At 69.1% G+C, this 21,826-nt stretch carries 17 protein-coding genes; 5 read left to right on the top strand and 12 right to left on the bottom strand.

The genetic code is table 11. The annotated features are described in order from the left end of the window. Positions 1-28: 28 nt before the first annotated feature. Positions 29-1,444: an FAD-binding oxidoreductase gene (locus AC1HFW_RS24885; protein ID WP_061073285.1), complete on the bottom strand. Its 1,416-nt coding sequence runs from the start codon at positions 1,442-1,444 to the stop codon at positions 29-31. 92 nt (positions 1,445-1,536) lie between these two features. Further along, on the bottom strand, positions 1,537-2,166 hold the full coding sequence (locus AC1HFW_RS24880; RefSeq protein ID WP_035359544.1) for a BPTD_3102 family carboxylase-like protein: 630 nt from the start codon (positions 2,164-2,166) through the stop codon (positions 1,537-1,539). A gap of 308 nt (positions 2,167-2,474) precedes the next feature. Between AC1HFW_RS24880 and AC1HFW_RS24875 the strand changes: the two genes are divergently transcribed. From AC1HFW_RS24875 to AC1HFW_RS24865, 3 genes are all read left to right on the top strand, one after another. Beyond that, positions 2,475-3,866 (top strand): phosphomannomutase/phosphoglucomutase, encoded by a 1,392-nt coding sequence (locus AC1HFW_RS24875; RefSeq protein ID WP_006391388.1) that lies wholly within the window; start codon positions 2,475-2,477, stop codon positions 3,864-3,866. 4 nt (positions 3,867-3,870) lie between these two features. Continuing rightward, the gene (gene pgi / locus AC1HFW_RS24870; RefSeq protein ID WP_479285469.1) at positions 3,871-5,436 is read left to right on the top strand and encodes a glucose-6-phosphate isomerase; all 1,566 of its coding nucleotides are present in this window, start codon (positions 3,871-3,873) and stop codon (positions 5,434-5,436) included. 119 nt (positions 5,437-5,555) lie between these two features. Further along, positions 5,556-7,247, top strand: coding sequence for a gamma-glutamyltransferase family protein (locus AC1HFW_RS24865; RefSeq protein ID WP_479285468.1), 1,692 nt, complete (start codon positions 5,556-5,558; stop codon positions 7,245-7,247). Positions 7,248-7,254: 7 nt separating this feature from the next. Here the strand turns inward: AC1HFW_RS24865 and AC1HFW_RS24860 are convergent, their stop codons facing one another. From AC1HFW_RS24860 to coq7, 10 genes are all read right to left on the bottom strand, one after another. Next, complete coding sequence (locus AC1HFW_RS24860; protein ID WP_006391393.1) at positions 7,255-8,388, bottom strand: glycosyltransferase family 4 protein; 1,134 nt, start codon at positions 8,386-8,388, stop codon at positions 7,255-7,257. Beyond that, positions 8,385-9,542, bottom strand: coding sequence for a glycosyltransferase family 4 protein (locus AC1HFW_RS24855; RefSeq protein ID WP_479285467.1), 1,158 nt, complete (start codon positions 9,540-9,542; stop codon positions 8,385-8,387). The genes AC1HFW_RS24860 and AC1HFW_RS24855 overlap by 4 nt, the downstream gene beginning before the upstream one ends. Then, positions 9,539-10,654, bottom strand: coding sequence for a glycosyltransferase family 4 protein (locus AC1HFW_RS24850; protein WP_006391397.1), 1,116 nt, complete (start codon positions 10,652-10,654; stop codon positions 9,539-9,541). The genes AC1HFW_RS24855 and AC1HFW_RS24850 overlap by 4 nt, the downstream gene beginning before the upstream one ends. Positions 10,655-10,657: 3 nt before the next feature. Then, positions 10,658-12,589 carry an asparagine synthase (glutamine-hydrolyzing) gene (gene asnB, locus AC1HFW_RS24845; protein ID WP_479285466.1) on the bottom strand — a complete coding sequence of 644 codons (1,932 nt, stop codon included), beginning with the start codon at positions 12,587-12,589 and terminating at the stop codon, positions 10,658-10,660. Between the two features lie 44 nt (positions 12,590-12,633). Further along, entirely contained in the window at positions 12,634-13,779 is a 1,146-nt protein-coding gene (locus tag AC1HFW_RS24840; protein ID WP_241075048.1) for a glycosyltransferase family 4 protein, read from the bottom strand. Beyond that, complete coding sequence (gene murJ / locus AC1HFW_RS24835) at positions 13,780-15,129, bottom strand: murein biosynthesis integral membrane protein MurJ (protein WP_006391400.1); 1,350 nt, start codon at positions 15,127-15,129, stop codon at positions 13,780-13,782. 1 nt (position 15,130) lies between these two features. Further along, positions 15,131-16,156 carry an SDR family oxidoreductase gene (locus AC1HFW_RS24830; RefSeq protein ID WP_241075047.1) on the bottom strand — a complete coding sequence of 342 codons (1,026 nt, stop codon included), beginning with the start codon at positions 16,154-16,156 and terminating at the stop codon, positions 15,131-15,133. 13 nt (positions 16,157-16,169) lie between these two features. Continuing rightward, the gene (tviB, locus tag AC1HFW_RS24825) at positions 16,170-17,447 is read right to left on the bottom strand and encodes a Vi polysaccharide biosynthesis UDP-N-acetylglucosamine C-6 dehydrogenase TviB (protein WP_241075046.1); all 1,278 of its coding nucleotides are present in this window, start codon (positions 17,445-17,447) and stop codon (positions 16,170-16,172) included. Between the two features lie 97 nt (positions 17,448-17,544). Next, entirely contained in the window at positions 17,545-18,648 is a 1,104-nt protein-coding gene (locus AC1HFW_RS24820; protein ID WP_006391403.1) for an MraY family glycosyltransferase, read from the bottom strand. An 864-nt stretch (positions 18,649-19,512) separates the two neighbouring features. After that, on the bottom strand, positions 19,513-20,190 hold the full coding sequence (coq7, locus tag AC1HFW_RS24815) for a 2-polyprenyl-3-methyl-6-methoxy-1,4-benzoquinone monooxygenase (RefSeq protein WP_162876344.1): 678 nt from the start codon (positions 20,188-20,190) through the stop codon (positions 19,513-19,515). 113 nt (positions 20,191-20,303) lie between these two features. Between coq7 and AC1HFW_RS24810 the strand changes: the two genes are divergently transcribed. Together AC1HFW_RS24810 and AC1HFW_RS24805 are read left to right on the top strand one after the other, a co-directional pair. Next, positions 20,304-20,747: an OsmC family protein gene (locus AC1HFW_RS24810; RefSeq protein WP_006391405.1), complete on the top strand. Its 444-nt coding sequence runs from the start codon at positions 20,304-20,306 to the stop codon at positions 20,745-20,747. 47 nt (positions 20,748-20,794) lie between these two features. Then, positions 20,795-21,766, top strand: a complete 972-nt coding sequence (locus AC1HFW_RS24805) for a thymidylate synthase (RefSeq protein ID WP_006391406.1) — start codon at positions 20,795-20,797, stop codon at positions 21,764-21,766. The last annotated feature ends 60 nt before the right edge of the window (positions 21,767-21,826 follow it).

The following is a 21,826-nucleotide window of genomic DNA, read 5'->3' as shown; positions in this document are numbered from 1 at the left end:
CATGGAAAGAAGGTTGTGTGCGCCCCGCTCAGGCTTGCAGCACCTTGCCGGGATTCATCAGGCCTTGCGGGTCGAGCGCGCGCTTGATGCGGCGCATCAGGGCCAGTTCGACCGGACTCTTGTAGCGCGGCAGCTCGTCGCGCTTGAGCTGGCCGACGCCGTGCTCGGCGCTGATGGAGCCGGCATGCGCATGCACGCTGTCGTGCACCACGCCGTAGATATCGCTTTGCAGCGCCAGCAGCTCGGCCTCGGTCTGGCCCGGCGCGTTGGCGACGTTGTAGTGCAGGTTGCCATCGCCCAGGTGGCCGAAGATCACGTGGCGCACGCCGGGAAAGCGCGCCTGCAGCAGGCCGTTGGTCTGGTGCACGAAACCGGCGATGGCCGAGATCGGAATCGAGACGTCGTGCTTGACCGACTTGCCCAGCTCGGCCTCGGCCAGCGGGATGCTTTCGCGCAGGTGCCACAGCGCCTTGCTCTGCGCGACATTGGCGGCGATGGCCGCGTCGTTCACCAGGCCGGCCTCGATGGCCTCGCCCAGCACCGTCTCGAAGCGCTCGCGCGCATGCGCCTCGCTTTCGCTGTCGGACAGCTCCAGCAGCGCGAACCACGGCGAGGCGGCGGACGCGCCCTCGAACGGCAGGCGCTGCTGCGGGAACAGGCGCACGACCGCCTGCAGGCAGTCGCCGCTCATCAGTTCGAAGCCGGTCAGCGCGGCGCCGAAGCCGGCGCGGGCGCGCGACAGCAGCTCGACCGCGTTGTCGATGCTGTCCAGCGTCAACAGCGCGGTGCAGGACGCCACCGGCCGCGGGAACAGCTTGAGCGTGGCCGCGGTGATGATTCCCAGCGTGCCTTCGCTGCCGATGTAGAGATCGCGCAGGTCGTAGCCGGTGTTGTCCTTGCGCAGGCCGCGCAGGCCGTTCCAGATCTCGCCCTCGGCGGTGACCACTTCCAGCCCCAGCGCCAGGTCGCGCGTGTTGCCATAGCGCAGCACCTGGGTGCCACCGGCGTTGGTGGCAAGGTTGCCGCCGATGGTGCAGCTGCCCTCGGCCGCCAGGCTCAGCGGAAACAGCCGTCCGGCGTCGGCCGCGGCCTGCTGCACGGCCTGCAGGATGCAGCCGGCTTCCACGGTGATGGTGTCGTTGTCGGTATCGAGCGCGCGCACCCGGTTCAGACGCGCGGTGGACAGCACCACGGCGTTGCCGGAACCGTCGGGCGTGGCGCCGCCGCACAGGCCGGTATTGCCGCCCTGCGGCACCACCGGCACGCCATGACGCGCGCACAGCTTGATGGCATCGGCCACTTCCTGCGTGGAGCCGGGCCGCACCACGGCCAGCGCCTGGCCGCGATAGCGGCGGCGCCAGTCCAGCGCGAAAGGTTCGGCATCGGCGCCGGTCAGCACATGGGACTCGCCCAGGAGGGACTGCAATTCGCTCAGCAAGGTCATAGGCGCCGCACGGAAAAATCGCGCCGGGCCGCGCCCGGGCGCTGTTCAAGGTTAGTGCGGACTATTGTAGAGGCAGAGCGGGCGCGGCGGCCTCAGCCGACCGCCTGGTCCAGGCGCGTGCCCGTCAGGCCCGTGCAATAGGCGCGCGAGGCGATGCGGTTCATCAGGAACGCCCGGTCGACGCCGGCGGGGCCGGGCATTTCGGACAGGGCGCGATAGGCGCGCCGCAGCGCTTCGCCGCGGGTGGCGCCGCACACCAGCAGGTGCGTGCACGGCATGTGGCGATCGGCGCAACCGTCGATGCGCACTTCCAGCGCATGCGCCGCGACCGGCTCGAAATCGGCCACGGCGGCGCCCGAACGCGGCTGGGCCTCGGCGCGGATCACGCGGAACACGCCGCTGCGGTCATCCAGCGAAAAGGCCACCGTGCCCATGCCCTGCCAGGCGCGATCCCGCGCCACGCTGGCGGCGATCCCGCGCAAGGCGCTTTCGACCGAGGCCGGCAGATGCGGCGCCGGGCATTCGGCGATCAGCACGCGCGCGTCGCGCCAGACGCAGCGCTCCCAGGCGCGGCCCGTGGCCAGTTCGCCCTCGGGCGATACGAATACATGAACGTCGAGCCGGCGCTCCCGCCCGGCCGCCGGCCCGGCGAAGTCCGTGGGCGGCCCGCGCCTGCGCCTGGCGCCGCCCGATGACGTGACTGTGGATACTTTGGCTCCCATGGGCCCCTCCGGTCTTTCTGGTCTTTCTGCTTGCATGACAAGCGTATCACCTTCGGATGACCAGCAAGTTCCATGCCATCGGCCGCCAAGACAGGAAGGGTCCGGTTCCGTTGCGCCGGCGCACCGGAACAAGGCGAAAAAGGCCCCCATCGCGCACCAGATCAGGGCGGCACGCGGCCGGCCAATGGAGGATAATTCAACTCCGCCCCCCTGGGCCGGCATGCGCCGGCATCCGGGTTTACCAGCAGGCCGCCGCCCTCCCGGACGGTCCTGCCGCGGCAAGCCGTAGCAAACAATAAGGATCCGACGTGGCCGACAACGCGCAATTCCCCTCCTCCGTCTTCAAGGCGTATGACATCCGCGGCACCGTGCCGGATCTGATCGACGCGCGCTTTGCCCGCTCGCTGGGCGCGGCGCTGGCCGCGGTCGCGCGCGACCAGGGCGTGCAGACGCTGGTGGTGGGCCGCGACGGCCGCCTGAGCAGCGAGATGCTGTCGCAGGCGCTGCAGGAAGGCATGCTGGAGGGCGGCGTCGATACCCTGGATATCGGACAGGTGCCCACGCCGCTGGTGTACTTCGCCACCCATATCATGCAAACCGGCTCGGGCGTGGCCATCACCGGCAGCCACAACCCGCCCAAGTACAACGGCTTCAAGATGATGATGGGCGGCCGCGCGCTATATGGCGAGGACGTCCAGGCCCTGGCGCGCCGCATGAACGGCGCCCCGGACGCGCCCGCCGCCCGCACCGGCGTGCGCCGCGAACTGGACCTGGTGGCCGCGTACATCGCGCGCGTCGCCTCGGGCGTGAAGCTCGCCCGCCCCATGAAAATCGCGATCGACTGCGGCAACGGCGTCGCCGGCGCCATCGCCCCGAAACTGTTCCGCGCCCTGGGCTGCGAGGTCACCGAGCTGTTCTGCGAAGTGGACGGCACCTTCCCCAACCACCATCCCGACCCAGCCGAACCGAAGAACCTGCAGGACCTGATCCACTGCCTGGCCACCACCGACTGCGAACTCGGCCTGGCCTTCGACGGCGACGGCGACCGCCTCGGCGTGGTGACCAAGTCCGGCCAGATCATCTGGCCCGACCGCCAGCTGGTGCTGTTCGCCCGCGACGTGCTGGAACGCAATCCCGGCGCCACCATCATCTACGACGTCAAGTGCAGCCGCCATGTCGGGCTGTCGGTGCAGGCGGCGGGCGGCGAGCCCCTGATGTGGAAGACCGGCCACTCGCTGGTCAAGGCCAAGCTGGCCGAGACCGGCGCGCCGCTGGCCGGCGAGATGAGCGGCCATATCTTCTTCAAGGAACGCTGGTATGGCTTCGACGACGGGCTCTACACCGGCGCCCGCCTGCTGGAAATCGTCTCGCGCCACGCCGATGCCGGCGCGCCGCTGGAGGCCCTGCCGCAGGACGTCTCGACCCCAGAGTTGAAGCTGGAAATGGAAGAAGGCCAGCCGTTCACGCTGGTGCAGGCGCTGCAGGAGCAGGGCCAGTTCCCCGGCGCGGTGCGCGTGGTCACCATCGACGGCGTGCGCGCCGAGTATCCCGACGGCTTCGGCCTGGCGCGCCCGTCCAACACCACTCCGGTCGTGGTGCTGCGCTTCGAGGCGCAAACCGCAGAGGCGCTGGCGCGCATCCAGGGTGACTTCCGGCGTGAACTGGCTAAACTGGCGCCCGACGCCTCCCTGCCCTTTTAAGAACATGTCCCTGCTCAACAGCCCCGCCTGGAAACGCTTCGCCACCGAGGCACGCAACGCCGACCGGCGCGGCGAGCAATTGCGACTGATCAACGCCCCCGGGCTGCGCCTGGACCTGACCGCGCAGGCGCATTCGCCGGCCTTGCAGGAGGCCGCGGCCGAGCTGCTGGAGCAGCAAGGCTTCGAGGCCGCGCGCGCGCAACTGTTCGACGGCGGCAACGCCAACTGGACGGAGCAGCGCCCGGCCTGGCATACCGCGTTGCGCGCGCCCCAGCCGCCGGCCATGGTGGCCGCCGCGGTGCTGGCCGAGCGCGAGCGCGTGCGCCAGTTCGTGCGCGAGGCCGACGCCGCCAAGCGCTACCGCTGCGTGTTGCACCTGGGCATCGGCGGCAGCGATTGGGGCCCGCGCCTGGTCAACCGGGCGCTGCGCTACGGCGGCATCCACCGCGAAGTGCACTTCGCCTCGAACGTCGATTCGCATTCCGTGGCCGACGCCATGGTGCGCCTCGACCCGCACGAGACGCTGGTGATCGTGGCGTCCAAATCGTTCACCACCACCGAACCGCTGGCCAATGCCGAAGTCGCCATGAACTGGCTGCGCGACGCCGGCGTGGCGGATCCGATCAAGCAGGTGGTGGCCGTGACGGCCAACGTCGAGGCCGCGCTCAACCTGGGCATCTCGCCGGACCACATCTTCCAGCTCTGGGATTGGGTCGGCGGGCGCTATTCGCTCTGGTCGGCCATCGGCCTGCCGGTCGCGCTGGCGCTGGGCAACGACACCTTCGATCAACTGCTGGTCGGCGCGGCCGCCATGGACGAGCATTTCCGCCATGCGCCGCTGGCCGAGAACGCGCCACTGCAACTGGCCCTGGCCGGCGTCGTCAACCGCAGCGTGCTGGGCTTCGACTCGCTGGTCATCGCGCCGTACGATTCGCGCCTCTTCCACGTGGTGCCTTGGGCGCAGCAGCTCGAGATGGAATCGCTGGGCAAGGTGGCCACGGCGGACGGCAGCCCCACCGGCGTGCCGACCGGCCCCGCCGTCTGGGGCATGCCGGGCACCGACTGCCAGCACACCTTCTTCCAGTGGCTGCACCAGGACACCGCGGGCGCGCCCGTCGACTTCATCCTGTGCGAACAGCCCGACCACGCCTATGCGCGCCACCATGAACTGCTGATCGCCAATTGCCTGGCCCAGCGCGCCGCGCTGTTGCGCGGCAAGTCGTTCGAGGAAGCGCTGGCCGAAACCTCGCAGGTCGAGGCCGATCCGGCGCGCGCGCGCCTGCTGGCGCAGCACAAGGTGCATCCGGGCGGCCGGCCGTCGTCGCTGATCGTGTTGCCGCACCTGGAGGCCTACACACTGGGCGCATTGCTGGCGCTGTACGAGCACAAGGTGTTCGCGCAGGGCGTGATCTGGGGCATCAACCCGTTCGACCAATGGGGCGTGGAATTCGGCAAGGCCCTGGCCAAGAACATCATCCGCGAACTGGACTCGCCCTCGCAGCAGGTCGCGCCGCAGGACCCCTCCACCCGCTTCTGGATCGACGCCATCGCGCGACGCAACCCGGGGTAGGCACCCGCCGTGGAGGCGGGCCCGGCGATGCACCGGCAAGGCCCGCCCGCTCCGGGGCCGCTATGGACAGGACGCCATGACGGGCGAATAATGGCCCGTCGTCCCACCCGGAGCGCCCCATGCCTACGCTAGCCCGCAGCACCGTACGGTTCCTGGCCGCCATCGCCTTGTGCGCGGCCGCCTCCGCCCAGGCCCAAGCTCAGACGCAACCCCAGACGCAGGCTGGCATGGTCGCCGCCGCCAATCCGCTGGCCGCTGCCGCCGGGCTCGACGCCCTCAAGCGCGGCGGCAGCGTGGTCGACGCCGCCATCGCCGTGCAGATGGTGCTGACGGTGGTAGAACCGCAATCGTCCGGCCTGGGCGGCGGTTCGTTGATGCTGGTGTGGGACCAGGGCAGCGCCACGCTGTCGGCCCTGGACGGCCTGGCCGCGGCCCCGGCGCGCGCCACCGCGAGCCTGCGCACCGACGTCAACGGCGACACCCTGCCGCTCAAGGACGTGGCGCGCTACGGCCGTCCGGTCGGCGTGCCCGGCACCGTGCGCGTCATGGCGCTGGCGCACCAGCGCTATGGCAAGCTGCCGTGGGCCAGCCTGTTCCAGGCCGGCATCCGCAGCGCTGAAGACGGCTTCCCGATGTCGCCCTATCTGCACGACAGCCTGCAGCGGCTGCCGCGGCTGGCCGAGAACCCGGCGATCCGCAAGGTCTTCTACGACGCGCAGGGCCAGGTGCTGCCGGTCGGCGCCACTGTCCGCAATCCGCTGTTGGCCGATGCCCTGCGCAAGGTCGCGGCCGATCCCGACGCCATCAACCAAGGCGCGCTCAGCGCAGACGTCCTCGCCGCCGTGGGCGCGGGCAAGTATCCCAGCCTGATCCAGGCGCAGGACCTGGCCGCCTATCGTCCGGTCGAACGCACGCCGATCTGCGGCCCCTTCCTGTCATGGAAGGTCTGCACCTTCCCGCCCCCCAGCTTCGGCGGCGTGTCCGTGCTGCAGCAGCTGGGCATGCTGGCCGCGCGCCGCATCGATACGCTGGCGCCCGGCTCGGCCGCGGCCGACCATCTGCTGATCGACACCGCCCGCATCGCCCGCGCCGACCGGCTGGCCTATATCGGCGATCCGGACCAGGTCAAGGCGCCGGTGCGCCAGCTGATCGCGCCCGACTACACGCGCGAACGCGCCGCGCTGCTGTCCGCCAAGGCCGTGACGCATCCGCGTCCCGGCGTGTTCGCGGGGGTGCCGGCGCCGGCCGGCGCCGAAGCGCCCGGCACCACCGAGACCAGCCAGGTCGCCATCGTCGACGCGCACGGCAACGCCCTGTCGATGACCACCACCATCAACCTGAACTTCGGCTCGTGGCTGATGCCGCACGGTTTCTTCCTGAACAACGCGCTGACCAATTTCTCGTCGGCGCATGGCAAGGGCGCGCCCAACGCCATGGCGCCCAACAAGCGGCCGGTCACGTCGATGGCGCCCACCATGGTGTTCGACCGCGACGGCAAGCTGGCGCTGGTCACCGGTTCGGCGGGCGGCGGCTACATCGTCGACTACATCGCCCAGGCCGTGGTCGGCACGCTGGCCTGGGGCCTGCGCCCGGCCGATGCGCTGGCGCTGCCGCACGTGGCGGGCAACACCGGCCGCAGCCAGGTCGAAAAGGGCCGCGTGCCGGCGGACGCCGCCGCACGGCTGGCCGCGCAGGGCCACAAGATCGAACAGGTGGAAATGAAAAGCGGCGCCGCCGCGATCCGCGTGACGCCGCAAGGGCTGGATGGCGCCGCCGACCCCCGCCGCGACGGCGCAGCACTGGGCCACTGAGGCGGACTCAGGCGCTCAGCGTGTCGTACAGCTCGACGTGGATGCGTGCCACCCGCTCGATGTTGAATTCGCGCTCGGCCAAGGCGCGGCCGGCCACTCCCATCGAGTGGCGCAGCGCCGCGTCGTCCACGAGCCGAGCAATGGCGTCGGCCAGGGCCTGCGGGTCGCGCACCGGCACCAGCAGCCCGGTCTTGTCCGGGTCGATCGCGTCGCGGCAGCCCGGCACGTCGGTGGTCACCACCGCGCGGCCGCAGGCGGCCGCCTCAATCAGCGACTTGGGCAGGCCTTCACGGTAGGACGGCAACACGGCGATGTGCGACGCCGCATACAGCTGTGGCACATCCGAGCGTTCGCCCAACGCCTCGACGCAGCCTTCGCGCTGCCAGGCCTCGACCTCGGCGGGCGTGGCCGAGGTCGGGTTGCCGGCATCCACGCCGCCCACCAGCCGCATGGTGACGGGCACGCCGCGCGCGCGCAGCAACCGCGCCGCCTCGACGAATTCCCACACGCCCTTGTCGCGCAGCAACCGCGCCACCATGGTGGCCACCACCGGCGGCGCCGCCGGCTCGGGCAGCGCCTGGCACAGGTCCAGATCGACGCCGGCGCCGCGAATCAGTACCACCTGTTCGTCACGCACGGCGCCCAGCGACTTGAGCAGGTCGCGGTCGCTGGCGTTCTGGAAGATCACCCGGCTGTTGGGATGGCCCAGCGCCAGGCGATACAGGCGCGCCACCACCGCGCGCACCAGGCGCATCTTCAGGGAATTGGACAGGAACACGAAGCCCAGCCCGGAAATCGCGGCCACCATGCCCGGCACGCGCGCCAGGCGCGCGGCGATGCCGCCGTACAGCACGGGCTTGATGGTCACCAGGTGCACCACCCGCGGCCGCAGGCGCCGGAACAGGCGCAGCAGCGCCAGCAGCGTGCCCAGTTCCTGCAGCGGACGCTTGCCGCTGCGCGTCATCGGAATCACGTGATGGGTCATGCCCAGCGCGACGATGTCGGCGACGGCGGGGCCGTCCATCGTGGCCACGTGCACGTCGTAGCCGGCGCGCTGCGCGGCCTGCGCCACCGGCAACCGGTGCGACATGAAGAACGCCGGGTTGTTGACCACGAACAGCAGACGACGGGCGGCGCTCATGCCGATGCTCCGGACAGACGGCGCCACACCGCGGCGTAGCTTTGCACCATGCGCGCCAGGTCGAAATTCTCAAGCACCCGGGCCCGTCCGGCCTCGCCGGCGCGGCCGCGGCCGCGCGACGCCACCTCGCGCAGCGCGGTCTCGATGCCGCGCGCCAGCGCCTCGGGTTGCTCGGGCGGCACCACCACGCCGGTGTCGCCGATGATATAGGCGGCATCGCCCACGTCCGTCGCCACGCAATAGGCGCCGCAGGCCATGGCCTCGGCCACCACGTTGGGGAAGCCTTCGGCACAACTGGACAACACGTGCAGGTCCAGTCCGTTCATCACGGCGGGCACGTCGTCGCTGGCGCCGGCCAGCACCAGCCGTTCGCGCAGGTCGAGCTTGTCGACCAGCGCCATCAATTCAGGGTTGTCCGCGGTCATGCCGCGTCCCACCAGCACGCAGCGCAGGCCGCCGTCGCGGCCGTCGCGCACCAGCGCCGCCACCGCGCGCAGCAGATTGGCGTGATCCTTCAACGGGTCCCAGCGCGCCACGCAGCCGATCACCGGCACGTCGCCGGCCAGGCCCCACTGGCCGCGCACCCGTTCCCGCGCGGCCGCGTCGGGCGCGTAGCGCGACAGGTCGTAGCCGTTGGCGATCACCACCATGCGGTCGCGGCGATAGCCCTTGGCCGCATGCCGTTCGGCCGCGTCCTGCGCGGCGCAGACGATGGCGCCGGGCAGCACGCCCGACAGCAGCGCGCAGGCGCGCAGCACCATGCGGGCCGACCGGCTGCTGCGCTCGAGATGGGCGCCGGAATTGCGGATGCCCCAGGCAATGGCGCGCACGCCCGCCAGCCGCGCCGCCAGGCCGCCGATCAGGTCGGCGTGGTACATCCAGGTCTGCACGGCGTCGGGGCGGGCAGCGGCGATCAGTCGGCGCAAGGCCATGAAGCCGCCCAGCGTGATGCGGCCGCGCGGCATGCCCAGCGTATGCACCGTCACGCCGGCGGCGCGCAGCCGCTCGCCGTAAACGCCCTCGTCGGTCAGCGACACGACGATGTGCTCGACCGCCTGCCCCGGATAGGTGGACAGGCGCCACAGCACGGATTCGGCGCCGCCCTGCCCCAGGCCGGCGATCACATGCACCACGCGCAAGGTCGCCGCGCTCATCGGCCTTCCCTCACGGCTTCGAACAATTCGTCCCATTCCGTCAGCACGCTGGCCAGCGCATAGCGCTGGCGCACCGCCGCGGCGCCGCGTTGGCCGAATTGCCGGCGCAACGCCACGTCGCCGAGCAGGCGGCGCAGCGACTCGCGCAGCGCGTCGCGGTCGCCCGCGGGCACCAGCAGCGCGTCCTGGCCGTCGCGCGTCATTTCGCGCGGGCCGCTGGGGCAGTCGAAGGCGGCGCAGGGCAGGCCCAGCGCCATCGCTTCCAGCAGCACGTTGGGAAAGCCCTCGACCAGCGAACTGAGTACGAAGGCCTGGCCCTGCGCCAGTTCATCCCAGGGCGTTTCGGTGCGGCCCGGCAGGCTGATCCGCGCCTGCAGGCCCAGGCGCGCGACCTGTTCCTCCAGCGCGCCGCGCTCGGGACCTTCGCCCCAGATGCGCAGGTTCCAGTCGGGAAAGTCCGGCGCCAGTTGCGCGAACACGTCGATCAGCAGGTCGAACTGCTTGTCGGTCACCAGGCGCCCCATCGCCAGCAGCGTGCGCGGCGCGCCATCGTCATGCTGCGGCACCAGCGGCGCGTCCAGCAGCGGCGCGGGCAAGGGGTTGGGAATCACGGCCAGGCGCTTGATGCCCGGCACCTGGCGCGAGAACGGGCCGGCCGTGTCGGCCGCCTGCACCGTCACCATGTCGGCGCGCGGATACAGCAGCCTGCGCAACCGGCGCCAGACCGTGCCGGTGGTGGTCTCGGCAACCGGGTTGGTGCGCTCGCAGACGATCAGCGGCACGCGCAGGCCGCGGGTGGCCAGGATGGCGGCCACGTTGACGTTGGTCAGGAACGACACCACCACGTCCGGCGCGGTGTCGCGGATGTGGCGGCGCAGCGTCAGCAGGCGCTTGAACGCGGCCATCGGCCCCGACACGCGGGTACCCGCCAGGTCCGCCAGCCAGTCCAGCTTGACCTTGTCCGACAGCGGGTAGAAGCAGGTGCCCTTGGACGAATAGGTCGGCGTCAGGGTGACGTCGTCACCGCGTTCGGCCCACGCATTGACCAGCGTGGCGGCCACGCGCTCTGCGCCGCCGGCGTGCATGGAACTGACCAGCATCAGTATCTTCATTCGTCAGCGACTCCCAACCGATCCTCCCTGTTCGCCACCGGCGCGGTAGCGGTCCAGCCAGGCCTGCATCATCAGCACGCCCCACAGATGGCTATCCCAATTGCGGTGCCCGGACACGTGCTCGCGCCATTTGCGCAGGATGGGTTCGGGCTCGAACCAGCCTTCCTGGCGCAGGCGCGCCGGATCCAGCAGCGCCTCGGCCCAGTCGCGCAGCGGTCCGCGCAGCCAGGATGCCAGCGGCACGGCGAAGCCGCGCTTGGGGCGGTCGACCAGCGCCTGCGGCACATGGCGGTACAGCACCTGGCGCAACAGCCACTTGCCGGTGGCGCCGCGCACCTTGTACTGGTGCGGCAGGCTCCAGGCGAATTCGTAGACCCGGTGGTCGATCAGCGGCACGCGGGTCTCCAGGCTCACCGCCATGGCGGCGCGGTCCACCTTCACCAGGATGTCGTCCGGCAGGTAGGTCACCGTGTCGAGCTTCATCATGGACTCGAAGGTCGAGCCGCGCATGGCCTGCGCGAATTCGGACACGGGTTCCACGCCGCCCTTGACCACGCGGGCCGGGTCCGACCAGTACGACACGAACAGGCGGTAGAAATCGCCGCGGCTGTCGGCGCGCAGCAGCTCGCCCAGCTTGCCGACCTTGCCGCGCCAGGCGCCGCGCCCCGGCAGGTGGGTCGAGGCGCTGAGCAGCGCGCCGGCCGGCGTGCGCAGCAGCGACGGCACGCGCTCGAACTTCTGCCACCAGTTGTTGACGCGGAAATAGCGCGAGTAGCCACCGAACAGTTCGTCGCCGCCGTCGCCGGACAGGGCCACGGTGACGTGCTGGCGCGCCATGCGCGTCACCAGCGAGGTCGGGATCTGCGACGAATCGGCGAACGGTTCGTCGTACATGTCGGCCAGCCCCGGCACCACCGCCAGCGCGTCGTCGGCGGTGACGTACAGCTCGGTGTGGTCGGTGCCCAGGTGCATGGCCACCGCCTTGGCGTGCTGCGCCTCGTCGTAGCCTTTTTCATGGAAACCGATGGCGAAGGTGCGCACCGGCTGCGAGCTCTGCGACTGCATCAGCGAGACGATGGTGGACGAGTCGATGCCGCCCGACAGGAAGGCGCCCAGGCTGACGTCGGACAGCATCTGGCCGCCCACGGCCTTGGACAGCACGCCTTCGAGCGCGTCGGTCGCCTGCGCGTCGGAATCGAACGACAGCAGCGATTGCGCCGCGGTGTCGGCGGCTTCGCGCGCCGACCAGTACACGCGCGGCTCCGGCATGCGGCGGCTGCGGGTGTCGTCGGCGGTGAATTCGATCCAGGTGCCCGGCGGCAGCTTGGCGATGCCTTCGTAGATGGATTGCGGCGCCGGAATGTAGTTGTGCCGCATGAACGACGCCAACGCATTGCGGTTCAGGTTGCGGCCGAACCCGGGGATCGGCATCAGGCCCTTGAGCTCGGAGGCGAACACCAGCTCGGCGCCCGAGTAGCCGTAGTACAGCGGCTTTTCGCCCATGCGGTCGCGCGCCAGCACCAGCTTGCGCGAGGCGCGGTCCCACAGTGCGATGGCGAACATGCCGACCGAGGCCTGCAACGTGGCCTCGATGCCCAGCGCGGTAAAGCCCGCCAGCAGGGTCTCGGTATCCGAATGGCCGCGCCAGGACGGCGCCAGGCCCGAGGCCTCGAGCTGCTGGCGCATGTCCATGTGGTTGTAGATCTCGCCGTTGAACACCATCACGTAGCGGCCGCAGGCGGACACCATCGGCTGATGGCCGGCTTCGGTCAGGTCCTGGATCGCCAGGCGCACGTGCGCCAGCGCCAGCTCGGCGCCGGTGTCTTCCCAGAAGCCGTTGCTGTCCGGCCCGCGGTGACGGATGCGGCGGCAGCTTTCCGCCAGCACTTGCGCCTTGCCACCCAGGGGGCCCCAAATTCCGACAATTCCACACATGATTTCAGGTTCTCGTGGTCACCGCAGCAACGGTGTGGCGCGGCCTAGCGGCCCGACGCACGCACACCGTCAAAAAGTTCTTTCCATTGGCCCAGCACCCGCTCGGCGGAGAAACGCTCGCGCACCGCCGTGGCCGCTTCGGCCATGCGCTGGCGCAGGGCCGCGTCGCCCATCACCGCATCCAGTTCGCGGCACAGCGCGTCGACGTCGCCATTGGGCCGCACCAGCACGCCGTCGACCCCCTCGCGCACGATCTCGCGCGGCCCGGTATCGCAATCGAATGCCACCGCGGCCAGGCCGCTGGCCATCGATTCCAGCAAGGTATTGGACAAGCCCTCGAAGCGCGACGTCAGCACGTACAGGTCGGCGCCCTGGTACCAATCGCCCACGTTGCCCGCGCGTCCCGGCAGGCTGACGCGATCCTGCAGGCCGGCCTCGCGCACCTGCGCTTCCAGCGCGCGGCGCTCGTCGCCCTCGCCCAGGATAACCAGATCCCAGTCCGGATGCGACGGCGCCAGCCGGACATAGGCCTGCAACAGCAGGTCGAAGCCCTTGTCCGCATGCAGCCGCCCCACCGCCAGCAGGCGCTTGCGGCCGTCGCCCGACGGCGGCGCCAGCATCGGTTCGCCCTTGGGCAGCGGCCAATGCACCGGATTGGGGATCACCGCCAGCCGCGAACCCGGCACATGCTGCTCGATCCATTGCGCGGTGCCGCGGGTCAGCGCCACCACCCGCGCGGCGCGCGGATAGGTCAGGCGGCGCAGGCGCTGCCAGAAGCCCGACAAGGTCTGCGACGGCGGATGGGTGTGTTCGGTGGCGACGACCCGGCACGACAGGCCGGTGCACGCCAGCACCGACAGCACCGATGCCGTGGTCATCATGCCCAGCACGATGTCGGGGCGGAACGCCTTGATCACGCGCCGCAACGCGCGCACGCGCTGCACATTGCTCCAGATGCCGCGCAGGCCGCCGCCCTCGCCCGCCGTGTGCAGCACCTCGCGCCGCACCTTCGGATGTAGGGTGTAGACGTCGCCGTCGGCGCTCGCCTGCGTCACCACCATGACCTCGCGGCCCATGCCGGCCCAATGCGCGCTCAGGTCGGCGGCGACCCGTTCGGCGCCGCCGCCGTGCAGCGAATGGATGAACAGCAGCACGCGCAACGGGCGGCCGGAGTCGGGAACGGCGGGCATTCAGGCGGCCTCTTTGGGTTCGGCGCGGCGCAGGGCCACCACCAGATAGCAGGCATAGGACAGCACGTACATCAGGCTGGTGGCCAGCATGATGCCCGCGGCGCCCATCTTCGGCGCCAGCACCGTATTGAGCGCGGCTTTCAACGCGAAATTGCCGACCGCGATGGCGGCCATGATGCGGTAGCGGTTCTGGCTGGCCAGCAACTGCACCAGGATCAGCACGCCGAAATAGAACGGCAGCTGCAACAGGCCCCAGCGCAGCACGTGCGCCACGGCCTCGGTATTCTCGGCGGTGAAGGCGCCGCGCTGGAACAGCACCGACACGCCCCACGGCGCCAGCACCCAGCCCACGGCCACCGCGACGGCGCCGGCCACCACCATCAGCACCGACCATTTCAACGCCATGCCGCGCGCGCGCGCGCTGTCGCCGCGCGCCTGCACGTCGGCCAGCACCGGCAGCGCCGCGCGGCCGACCGACACCGCGCCGATGCCCAGCAGCAGCGACAGCAGCCGGCTGGCGTAGCCCAGCGTGGCGTTGGCATTGGCGCCCAGGTTGGCGGCGGCGTATTGGTCCAGCGGGCCGACAAAGCTCATGGCCACCTGGCCGATCAGCATCACGCCCGCGGCGCTCATCAATTCGGGCCAGTGCGGCGATCGCAAAGTCAGTTTCGGGGCGCCCCAGAAACCGCCGTCGGCGCGCGCGGCCAGCCAGGCCAGCCACACGGTCTGGATCGCGTAGCCCACCAGCGTGCCCCACAGCAGCGGACCGACGCTCTCGGCGCTGGCCGCCAGCATCACCCACGCCAGCGTCGCCACCGCCGGCACGCTGTCCAGCAGCGTATTGACGTGGCGCTCGTGCGAACGCAGCCGCGCGGCGCTGATGCCGGCGACCAGCAACAGGGCCGCGACCGGCGCGAAGGCCAGCAGCAGTTCGCCCGTCATCTCGCCGACCCGGGCCGACAGCCCCTGGCCCAGCGCGCCCAGCACCTTGGGCCAGGCGAACCAGGTCAAGGCGGCCAGCGCGATGCCCGCGGCCGCCACCCAGCCCTGCAGTTCACGGATGAATTGTTCGCGTTCGGCGTCCTCGGCGCGGCGCAGCCGCACCAGCACCGGAATCAGCACCACCGACAGCACGCCCACGATCGTGACCGGCAGCCAGGTGGCCATGGTCATCGTGAACTGATAGGCGTCCACGGCGTCGCTGACGCCGTAGCGGTACGCCACCGCCATCTCCTTGATGGCGCCGGCGGCCTTGCCCAGCAGCAGAAACACCGCCACCCGGAACGCACCTTTGAAAATGCGTTGGTGGTCCGGGTGGATGCTGCCGAGTTTGCGGATGAGTGCTTTCAAATCAACGCAGGAATTGCGTGTACCAGGGCATCGCCACTTCCAGGCCCTGCAGCACGGTGTGCGTGGGCTCGTAGCCCAGCAGGCGGCCAGCCTTGCTGACGTCCGCCTGCGAATGGCGCACATCGCCCGCGCGGAAATCGCCGTAGACCGGCTGCTTGCCGTAGGCCACGTCCTGGTTGCCCAGCGCCCGCACCAGGAAACCGAACAGGTCGTTCAGGGTGCTGCGGCCGCTGACGGCCACGTTGTAGACCTGGTTGCGGGCTTCGGGCGGCGCCATGGCCGCCAGGATGTTCGCCTGGACCGCGTTCTCGACGAAGCAGAAATCGCGGCTGGTCTCGCCGTCGCCGTTGATGGTGACGTCTTCGCCCTTGATCATCGCCGCGGTCCACTTCGGGATCACCGCCGCATAGGCGCCGTCCGGGTCCTGGCGCTTGCCGAAGACGTTGAAATAGCGCAGGCCGACGGTCTCGAAGCCGTAGGAACGCGCGAACACGTCGGCGTACAGCTCGTTGACGAACTTGGTGACGGCGTAGGGCGACAGCGGATTGCCGATGTTCTCTTCGACCTTGGGCAGGGCCGGGTGGTCACCGTAGGTCGAGCTGGACGCCGCATAGACGAACGACTTGACCTCGGCGTCGCGCGCGGCGACCAGCATGTTCAGGAAACCGCCGATGTTCACCTCGTTGGTGGTGATCGGGTCTTTCAATGAACGCGGCACCGAACCCAGCGCCGCCTGGTGCAGCACGAAGTCCACGCCTTGAACCGCGCGACGGCAAGCCTCGAGATCGCGGATATCACCCTCGATGAAGGTCAGCCGCGCCCATTGCTCGGGCGTGACCGAGGCCTTCACCTCGTCCAGGTTGCGCTGGTGGCCGGTGGCGAAGTTGTCCAGGCCGGTGACGGTCTGGTTCAGCTTCAGCAGGGTCTCCAGCAGATTGGAGCCGATGAAGCCGGCGCAGCCGGTCACCAGCCACTTGCGCGGCGTGGCGGCGAGTTCCTGGGTGACGGATTCAAAGCGTGTAGTCATGCGACGTCCTCCTTTACAAGCGCAGATCGGATTCGGCGGGCGACAACACGTACTTCAAGTCATAAAGAATGTGTTCGGGCTTGCCCAGCTTGCGGATGCCCTCGGCGCCCATGTCCTTGAACTGGTGGTGCGCCACGCCCAGGATCACGGCGTCGTACTGCCCTTCGTCAGGCTTGGCGATAGGCGTGATGCCATATTCGTGCACGGCCTCTTCGGGCTCCACCCAAGGATCGTAGACATCGACGGCCACGTTGTAGTCGCCCAGTTCCTTGACGATGTCGACGATGCGGGTATTGCGCAGGTCGGGGCAGTTTTCCTTGAAGGTCAGGCCCATCACCAGCACGCGCGCGCCCTGCACGTGGATGCGGCGCTTGGTCATGGCCTTGACCAGCTGCGACACCACGTAGCCGCCCATCGAGTCGTTCAGGCGGCGGCCCGCCAGGATGATTTCGGGGTGGTAGCCGATCGACTGCGCCTTGTGCGTCAGGTAGTACGGGTCCACGCCGATGCAGTGGCCACCCACCAGGCCCGGACGGAACGGCAGGAAGTTCCACTTGGTGCCGGCGGCCTGCAGCACGGCTTCGGTGTCGATGCCCATCTTGTTGAAGATCAGGGCCAGTTCGTTGATCAGCGCGATGTTGACGTCGCGCTGGGTGTTCTCGATCACCTTGGCGGCCTCGGCCACGCGGATGCTGGACGCCTTGTGGGTGCCGGCGGTGATGATCTGCTTGTAGAGCTGGTCCACCAGCTCGGCCACGTCGGGCGTCGAGCCGGAGGTGACCTTCTTGATGGTGCTGACGCGGTGTTCCTTGTCGCCCGGGTTGATGCGCTCGGGGCTGTAGCCGGCGTAGAAGTCGACGTTGAACTTCAGGCCCGACACGCGTTCCAGCACCGGCACGCAGTCTTCCTCGGTGGCGCCGGGATAGACGGTCGATTCGTAGATGACGATGTCGCCGCGCTTGAGCACCGAACCGATGGTTTCGCTGGCCTTGACCAGCGGCGTCAGGTCGGGTTGCTTGTACTCGTCGATCGGCGTGGGCACGGTGACGATGAAGACGTTGGCCTGGCCGAGTTCCGCACGGTCGGCGGTGTAGGACAGTTGCTTGGCTTCGGCCAACTCGGCGTCGCTGACTTCCAGCGTGTGGTCGTGACCGGCCTTCAAGGCATCGATCCGGCGCGTGTTGATATCGAAGCCGATGACCGAACGCTTCTTGCCGAATTCCACCGCCAGCGGCAGGCCGACATAGCCCAGGCCGACGACCGCGAGTTTCACATCTTCAATACGCAACATAACTCTCCCTTTACCGTAAGGCGATTACGGCATTTTAAATATGGTCAGGGTGATGGATAACTAGGCCCCCGGCGGCAATCACCGGGGCGCCCAACACTTAATCGGCTCGCAGGACGGAGGGCAACAGCAGCCACCCCGGACGGCGCCACGACACCAGTCGCGCATACAGCCAGATATAGACGCTGGCGAACACCACCAGGCTGGCGCTGAGCGCCCAGGCGTTGTCCCACCAGATGGTGGCGGGCACCAGGCCGATCAGGGCCAGCACCCACATGTACGGCGACGCCAGGGCATTGCACAGCGCCGGCACCGCATGGCGGCGGCCGCGGCTGAAGGTGACGCGCACCAGGCGGCGGAACACCAGCTGGTGCAGGTGCAAGGCGTCCGGCTGGTCCACCGGCACGCCGCGCTTGAAGCGGCGGCGCCAGATGGAAAAGCCGGTTTCGAATACGGGGTAGAACAACACCGCCAGCGCGTAGAACGGCGACACCGAGGGGTTGCGCACCACCAGCAGCACCGCCAGCTCGGCCAGCATGAAGCCCAGGAAGTAGGCGCCGCCATCGCCCAGGAAGACGCGGCCGAACGGGAAGTTCCAGACCAGGAAGCCCAGCGTGGCCGACGCCAGCGCCGCCGCCACCAGGAAGATCGGCACGTCGCCCACCTGCAGCGCGACCAGGCTGATGGACACCGCCATCAGCGTCGCGACCATGCCGGCCAGGCCGTTCATGCCGTCGACGATGTTCAGGGCGTGGGTACAGCCACCGACCGCGAACATGGTGAAGATCAGGGAGACGGGCCAGTACGACAGGACGTAATCCACCGGGGCCATGCCGACGCGGCTGACGCCGCCCAGCAGCCACCAGGCGATCGCGGCCGACGCGAAGGCCGCCAGCAGGCGCTTGCTGGCGCCGATGTCCTTGGTGATGTCTTCGAGCAGGCCGGCCACGAACACGGGCAGCGCCGACACGAACAGCGCCGGCCACAGCCAGGTCAGGGTCATGTTTTCGGGCCCGAGCACCAAGAGGCCCATGAGCGTGCCCGCCAGCACGGCCAGTCCGCCCACGCGAGGCGTGGCGCGCGAATGGTTCGCTTGCGGTTTGTTGAGATCGCTGTCGCCGGTGAAGGCGCCATGCCAGCGCTCCGACGCCACGATGAGTCCCCCCACCATGAACGCGACCACGCATATGTACAGCCAGGTCACAGGGTCACCTCTGGTTGGTCTATCGAGACAGGCCGGCCATTATCGGCGGCAGGTGTAACGCCCATATATGGGAGGGATAAGGAAGTGCAAATCACCGGGACAGAACGTAACGTCCGCCACTCCGGCCGGGACACGTGCGGGGATCCCCGTTTGGCGGGAGATGCTGCAACGCGGCCGGCGGCGCGCGGAAATACGGATTTCATGCAGTAATTGTAGAGCTTTCCGCCTCTGTACATGCGAAATATCCAAGGGAAAACGCGGAGCACGCCAAGGCATGATCGCGGCCCTTCCGCCCCTGCCCCGCCCGGCGTTGACGGCCAGGTATCCAGCATAAATAGGGACGCATTATTTTGGCTTAAAAAAAAGCCCGAGATCGTGAGATCTCGGGCTAAATCCACCAAAGGAGGAGGGTGGAGGAGACAACCGTGGCATGTTGGGAGCCGCTTTCGCTCGCTGCGCTGTCGGGGTTCAGTGTTGCTGGGGTTTTGCTTTTGAACCGCGCCGACTGCGTTTCAACATCCGATGAGATGCATAGTATCGGGTTTTTTTGTGCGATGCAAGAATTTTTTTAAGCCCAGCGCACCGCAGCATTTCGCGTTGCATTTTTGCCGCAATCCCCGCGGCAGCCGCCCGCAAAGCCGCATGTAGCAATGACCTCCAAAAACGGAGGGTTATTGCCGAAGGGGTAAACCCCTTGCGGACTTACCCTAGATGATTCCGGGTATTCCCGCCCTATTCCTTGCACCGGAAAGGTGCATGCGGCACCAATATGCTGCAATTTTTGCGCATTGCAACATTTTTATGCCCCATGGGCAGGCATGCAGGGGGCTGGCCACCGCCCGCCCCCGACGCCGGGCCCCGCTGTCAGACCCAGTAAGCGGTGGTCGTCATGACCTTGGACATCGCCCGCATCGCGGCCTTGACCGGGCCGGGCAGCGGCACGCCGCCCGCGGCCTCGGCGCTGGCGCGGTGCTGCGCTTCGTCTTCCTTCATCTTCTGCACGATCTGGCGCGAGCGGGCGTCCTGCTCGGGCAGCGTGCGCAGGTGCCCTTCCAGGTGCGCCTCGACCTGCTTCTCGGTTTCGGCCATGAAGCCCAGGTTGCGCGGCGCGCCCGCGTAGCCGGCCAGCAGGCCCAGCGCGAACGAGCCCGCATACCAGACCGGGTTGAGCAGGCTGGGACGGCTGCCCAGTTCCGTCAGGCGCTGGTTGCACCACACCAGGTGGTCGACTTCCTCGCCGGCGGCCTCGAGCAACAGGGCGCGCGGGCCGGGTTCGCGGCACACCGCGGCCTGCCCGCGGTACAGCGCCTGGGCGCAGACTTCGCCCACGTGGTTGACCCGCATCAGGCCGGCCGCGTGGCGCTTTTCCTGCGCCGACAGGGTGTCCGGCGCCTCTTCGGCCGTGGCCGGATTGGCGCGGCCGGCGCTGGCGCTGCCGGACAGCACGCGCAGCGCCCGGTCGGCTTCCGCCAGCAGCGCATCCAGCGGATTCGAGCGGCGCAGGAAGGCGGCGGGACCGGATTGGGACAAGGTGGGGGACATGGACGGCTCCTGGATTGGCCGCACACCCCTGATGCGGGGCGGGGCTCTCAAGCGGAATTGTACGCAACGGGTATCATCAGCCATTGACTGCGCTCAAGCACAAGGACTGACAAATGGAATGCACGATCGACTGGGGCGGCCCCAACGGCATGCTCTTCACCGCCAGCACCGGCAGCGGCCACGTGGCCGTGATGGACGGCGCGGTGGACGGCGGCGGCCACAACCTGGCGCCCCGCCCCATGGAAATGCTGCTGGCCGGCACCGGCGGCTGCACCGCCTACGACGTCGTGCTGATCCTCAAGCGCGGCCGCCACGCCGTCACCGGCTGCAGCGTCAAGCTGCAGGCCGACCGCGCCGATGTCGACCCCAAGGTGTTCACGCGCATCCATTTCGCCTTCACCGTCACCGGCCGCAACCTGCCGCGCGCCGCGGTCGAGCGCGCGGTGCAGCTGTCGCACGAGAAATACTGCTCGGCGTCCGCCATGCTCGAAAAGACCGCCGAACTGACCTTCTCGGTGGATATCGTCGACACCCAGGAAGCCCCCGCGGCGGCCTGACGCGGCCCGTCGCCGACGCCACCTAAGCCTTTTCTGATTCTGTACCCATGAAACAATACCTGGACCTCGTTCAATCCATCCTCGACACCGGCGCGTGGCAGGAGAATCGGACGGGAATACGCACGCTGAGCATGCCGGGCGCCTCGCTGCGCTTCGACCTGCAGCAGGGCTTTCCGGCCGTGACCACCAAGAAGCTGGCCTTCAAGTCCGCCATCGGCGAGATGGTCGGCTTCCTGCGCGGCGTGCGCAGCGCGGCGCAATTCCGCGAACTGGGTTGCAAGGTCTGGGACCAGAACGCCAACGAAAACGCCCAGTGGCTGGCCAACCCCTACCGCGAAGGCCCGGACGACCTGGGCCCGGTCTACGGCGTGCAGTGGCGCCAGTGGCCGGCGTACAAGGTGCTGGACGCGGACCGCGCCGGCCAGGTCGACGACGCCCTGGCGCGCGGCTACACCAAGGTGGCCGACCTGCAGGACGGCGGCGTCTCCAAGGTGCTGCTCTATAAAGCGGTCGACCAGTTGCGCCAGTGCCTGGATACCATCCACGAGCGTCCGGGCGACCGCCGCATCCTGTTCCACGGCTGGAACTGGGCGCAGATCGAGGAAATGGCGCTGCCGCCCTGCCACCTGCTCTACCAGTTCCTGCCGAACGCCACCACCCGCGAAATCTCGCTGTGCCTGTACATCCGTTCCAACGATGTCGGGCTGGGCACGCCGTTCAACCTGACCGAGGGCGCGGCGCTGCTGCACCTGGTGGGCCGGCTGACCGGTTACAAGCCGCGCTGGTTCACCTACTTCATCGGCGACGCGCATATCTACGAGAACCACCTGCCGATGCTGCGCGAGCAACTGACCCGCACGCCGCACGAGGCGCCGCGGCTGGTGCTGTCCGACCGCATCCCCGATTTCGCCCAGACCGGCCGCTACGAGCCGGAATGGCTGGAAAAGGTCGAGCCGGGCGATTTCTCGCTGGAAGGCTACACCCACCACGCCCCGCTGACGGCGCCCATGGCGGTCTGAGGCCGGCGAGCGGCATTGCACACCGGCCCCCGGGCCGGCCGCCCAGGCGCCGGGAGCGCC

This window comes from Achromobacter sp. ISS7, assembly GCF_056523125.1.
The sequence above is the reverse complement of the archived record's forward strand: the minus strand, read 5'-3'. Positions and strand labels throughout refer to the sequence as shown.

Excerpts from the sequence above, each read along its gene's own strand:
- AC1HFW_RS24885 (WP_061073285.1), bottom strand. The coding sequence starts at position 1,444 with ATGACCTTGCTGAGCGAATTGCAGTCCCTCCTGGGCGAGTCCCATGTG.
- AC1HFW_RS24880 (WP_035359544.1), bottom strand. The coding sequence starts at position 2,166 with ATGGGAGCCAAAGTATCCACAGTCACGTCATCGGGCGGCGCCAGGCGC.
- pgi (WP_479285469.1), top strand. The coding sequence starts at position 3,871 with ATGTCCCTGCTCAACAGCCCCGCCTGGAAACGCTTCGCCACCGAGGCA.
- AC1HFW_RS24865 (WP_479285468.1), top strand. The coding sequence starts at position 5,556 with ATGCCTACGCTAGCCCGCAGCACCGTACGGTTCCTGGCCGCCATCGCC.
- AC1HFW_RS24860 (WP_006391393.1), bottom strand. The coding sequence starts at position 8,388 with ATGAGCGCCGCCCGTCGTCTGCTGTTCGTGGTCAACAACCCGGCGTTC.
- AC1HFW_RS24855 (WP_479285467.1), bottom strand. The coding sequence starts at position 9,542 with ATGAGCGCGGCGACCTTGCGCGTGGTGCATGTGATCGCCGGCCTGGGG.
- AC1HFW_RS24850 (WP_006391397.1), bottom strand. The coding sequence starts at position 10,654 with ATGAAGATACTGATGCTGGTCAGTTCCATGCACGCCGGCGGCGCAGAG.
- asnB (WP_479285466.1), bottom strand. The coding sequence starts at position 12,589 with ATGTGTGGAATTGTCGGAATTTGGGGCCCCCTGGGTGGCAAGGCGCAA.
- AC1HFW_RS24840 (WP_241075048.1), bottom strand. The coding sequence starts at position 13,779 with ATGCCCGCCGTTCCCGACTCCGGCCGCCCGTTGCGCGTGCTGCTGTTC.
- AC1HFW_RS24830 (WP_241075047.1), bottom strand. The coding sequence starts at position 16,156 with ATGACTACACGCTTTGAATCCGTCACCCAGGAACTCGCCGCCACGCCG.
- tviB (WP_241075046.1), bottom strand. The coding sequence starts at position 17,447 with ATGTTGCGTATTGAAGATGTGAAACTCGCGGTCGTCGGCCTGGGCTAT.
- coq7 (WP_162876344.1), bottom strand. The coding sequence starts at position 20,190 with ATGTCCCCCACCTTGTCCCAATCCGGTCCCGCCGCCTTCCTGCGCCGC.
- AC1HFW_RS24810 (WP_006391405.1), top strand. The coding sequence starts at position 20,304 with ATGGAATGCACGATCGACTGGGGCGGCCCCAACGGCATGCTCTTCACC.
- AC1HFW_RS24805 (WP_006391406.1), top strand. The coding sequence starts at position 20,795 with ATGAAACAATACCTGGACCTCGTTCAATCCATCCTCGACACCGGCGCG.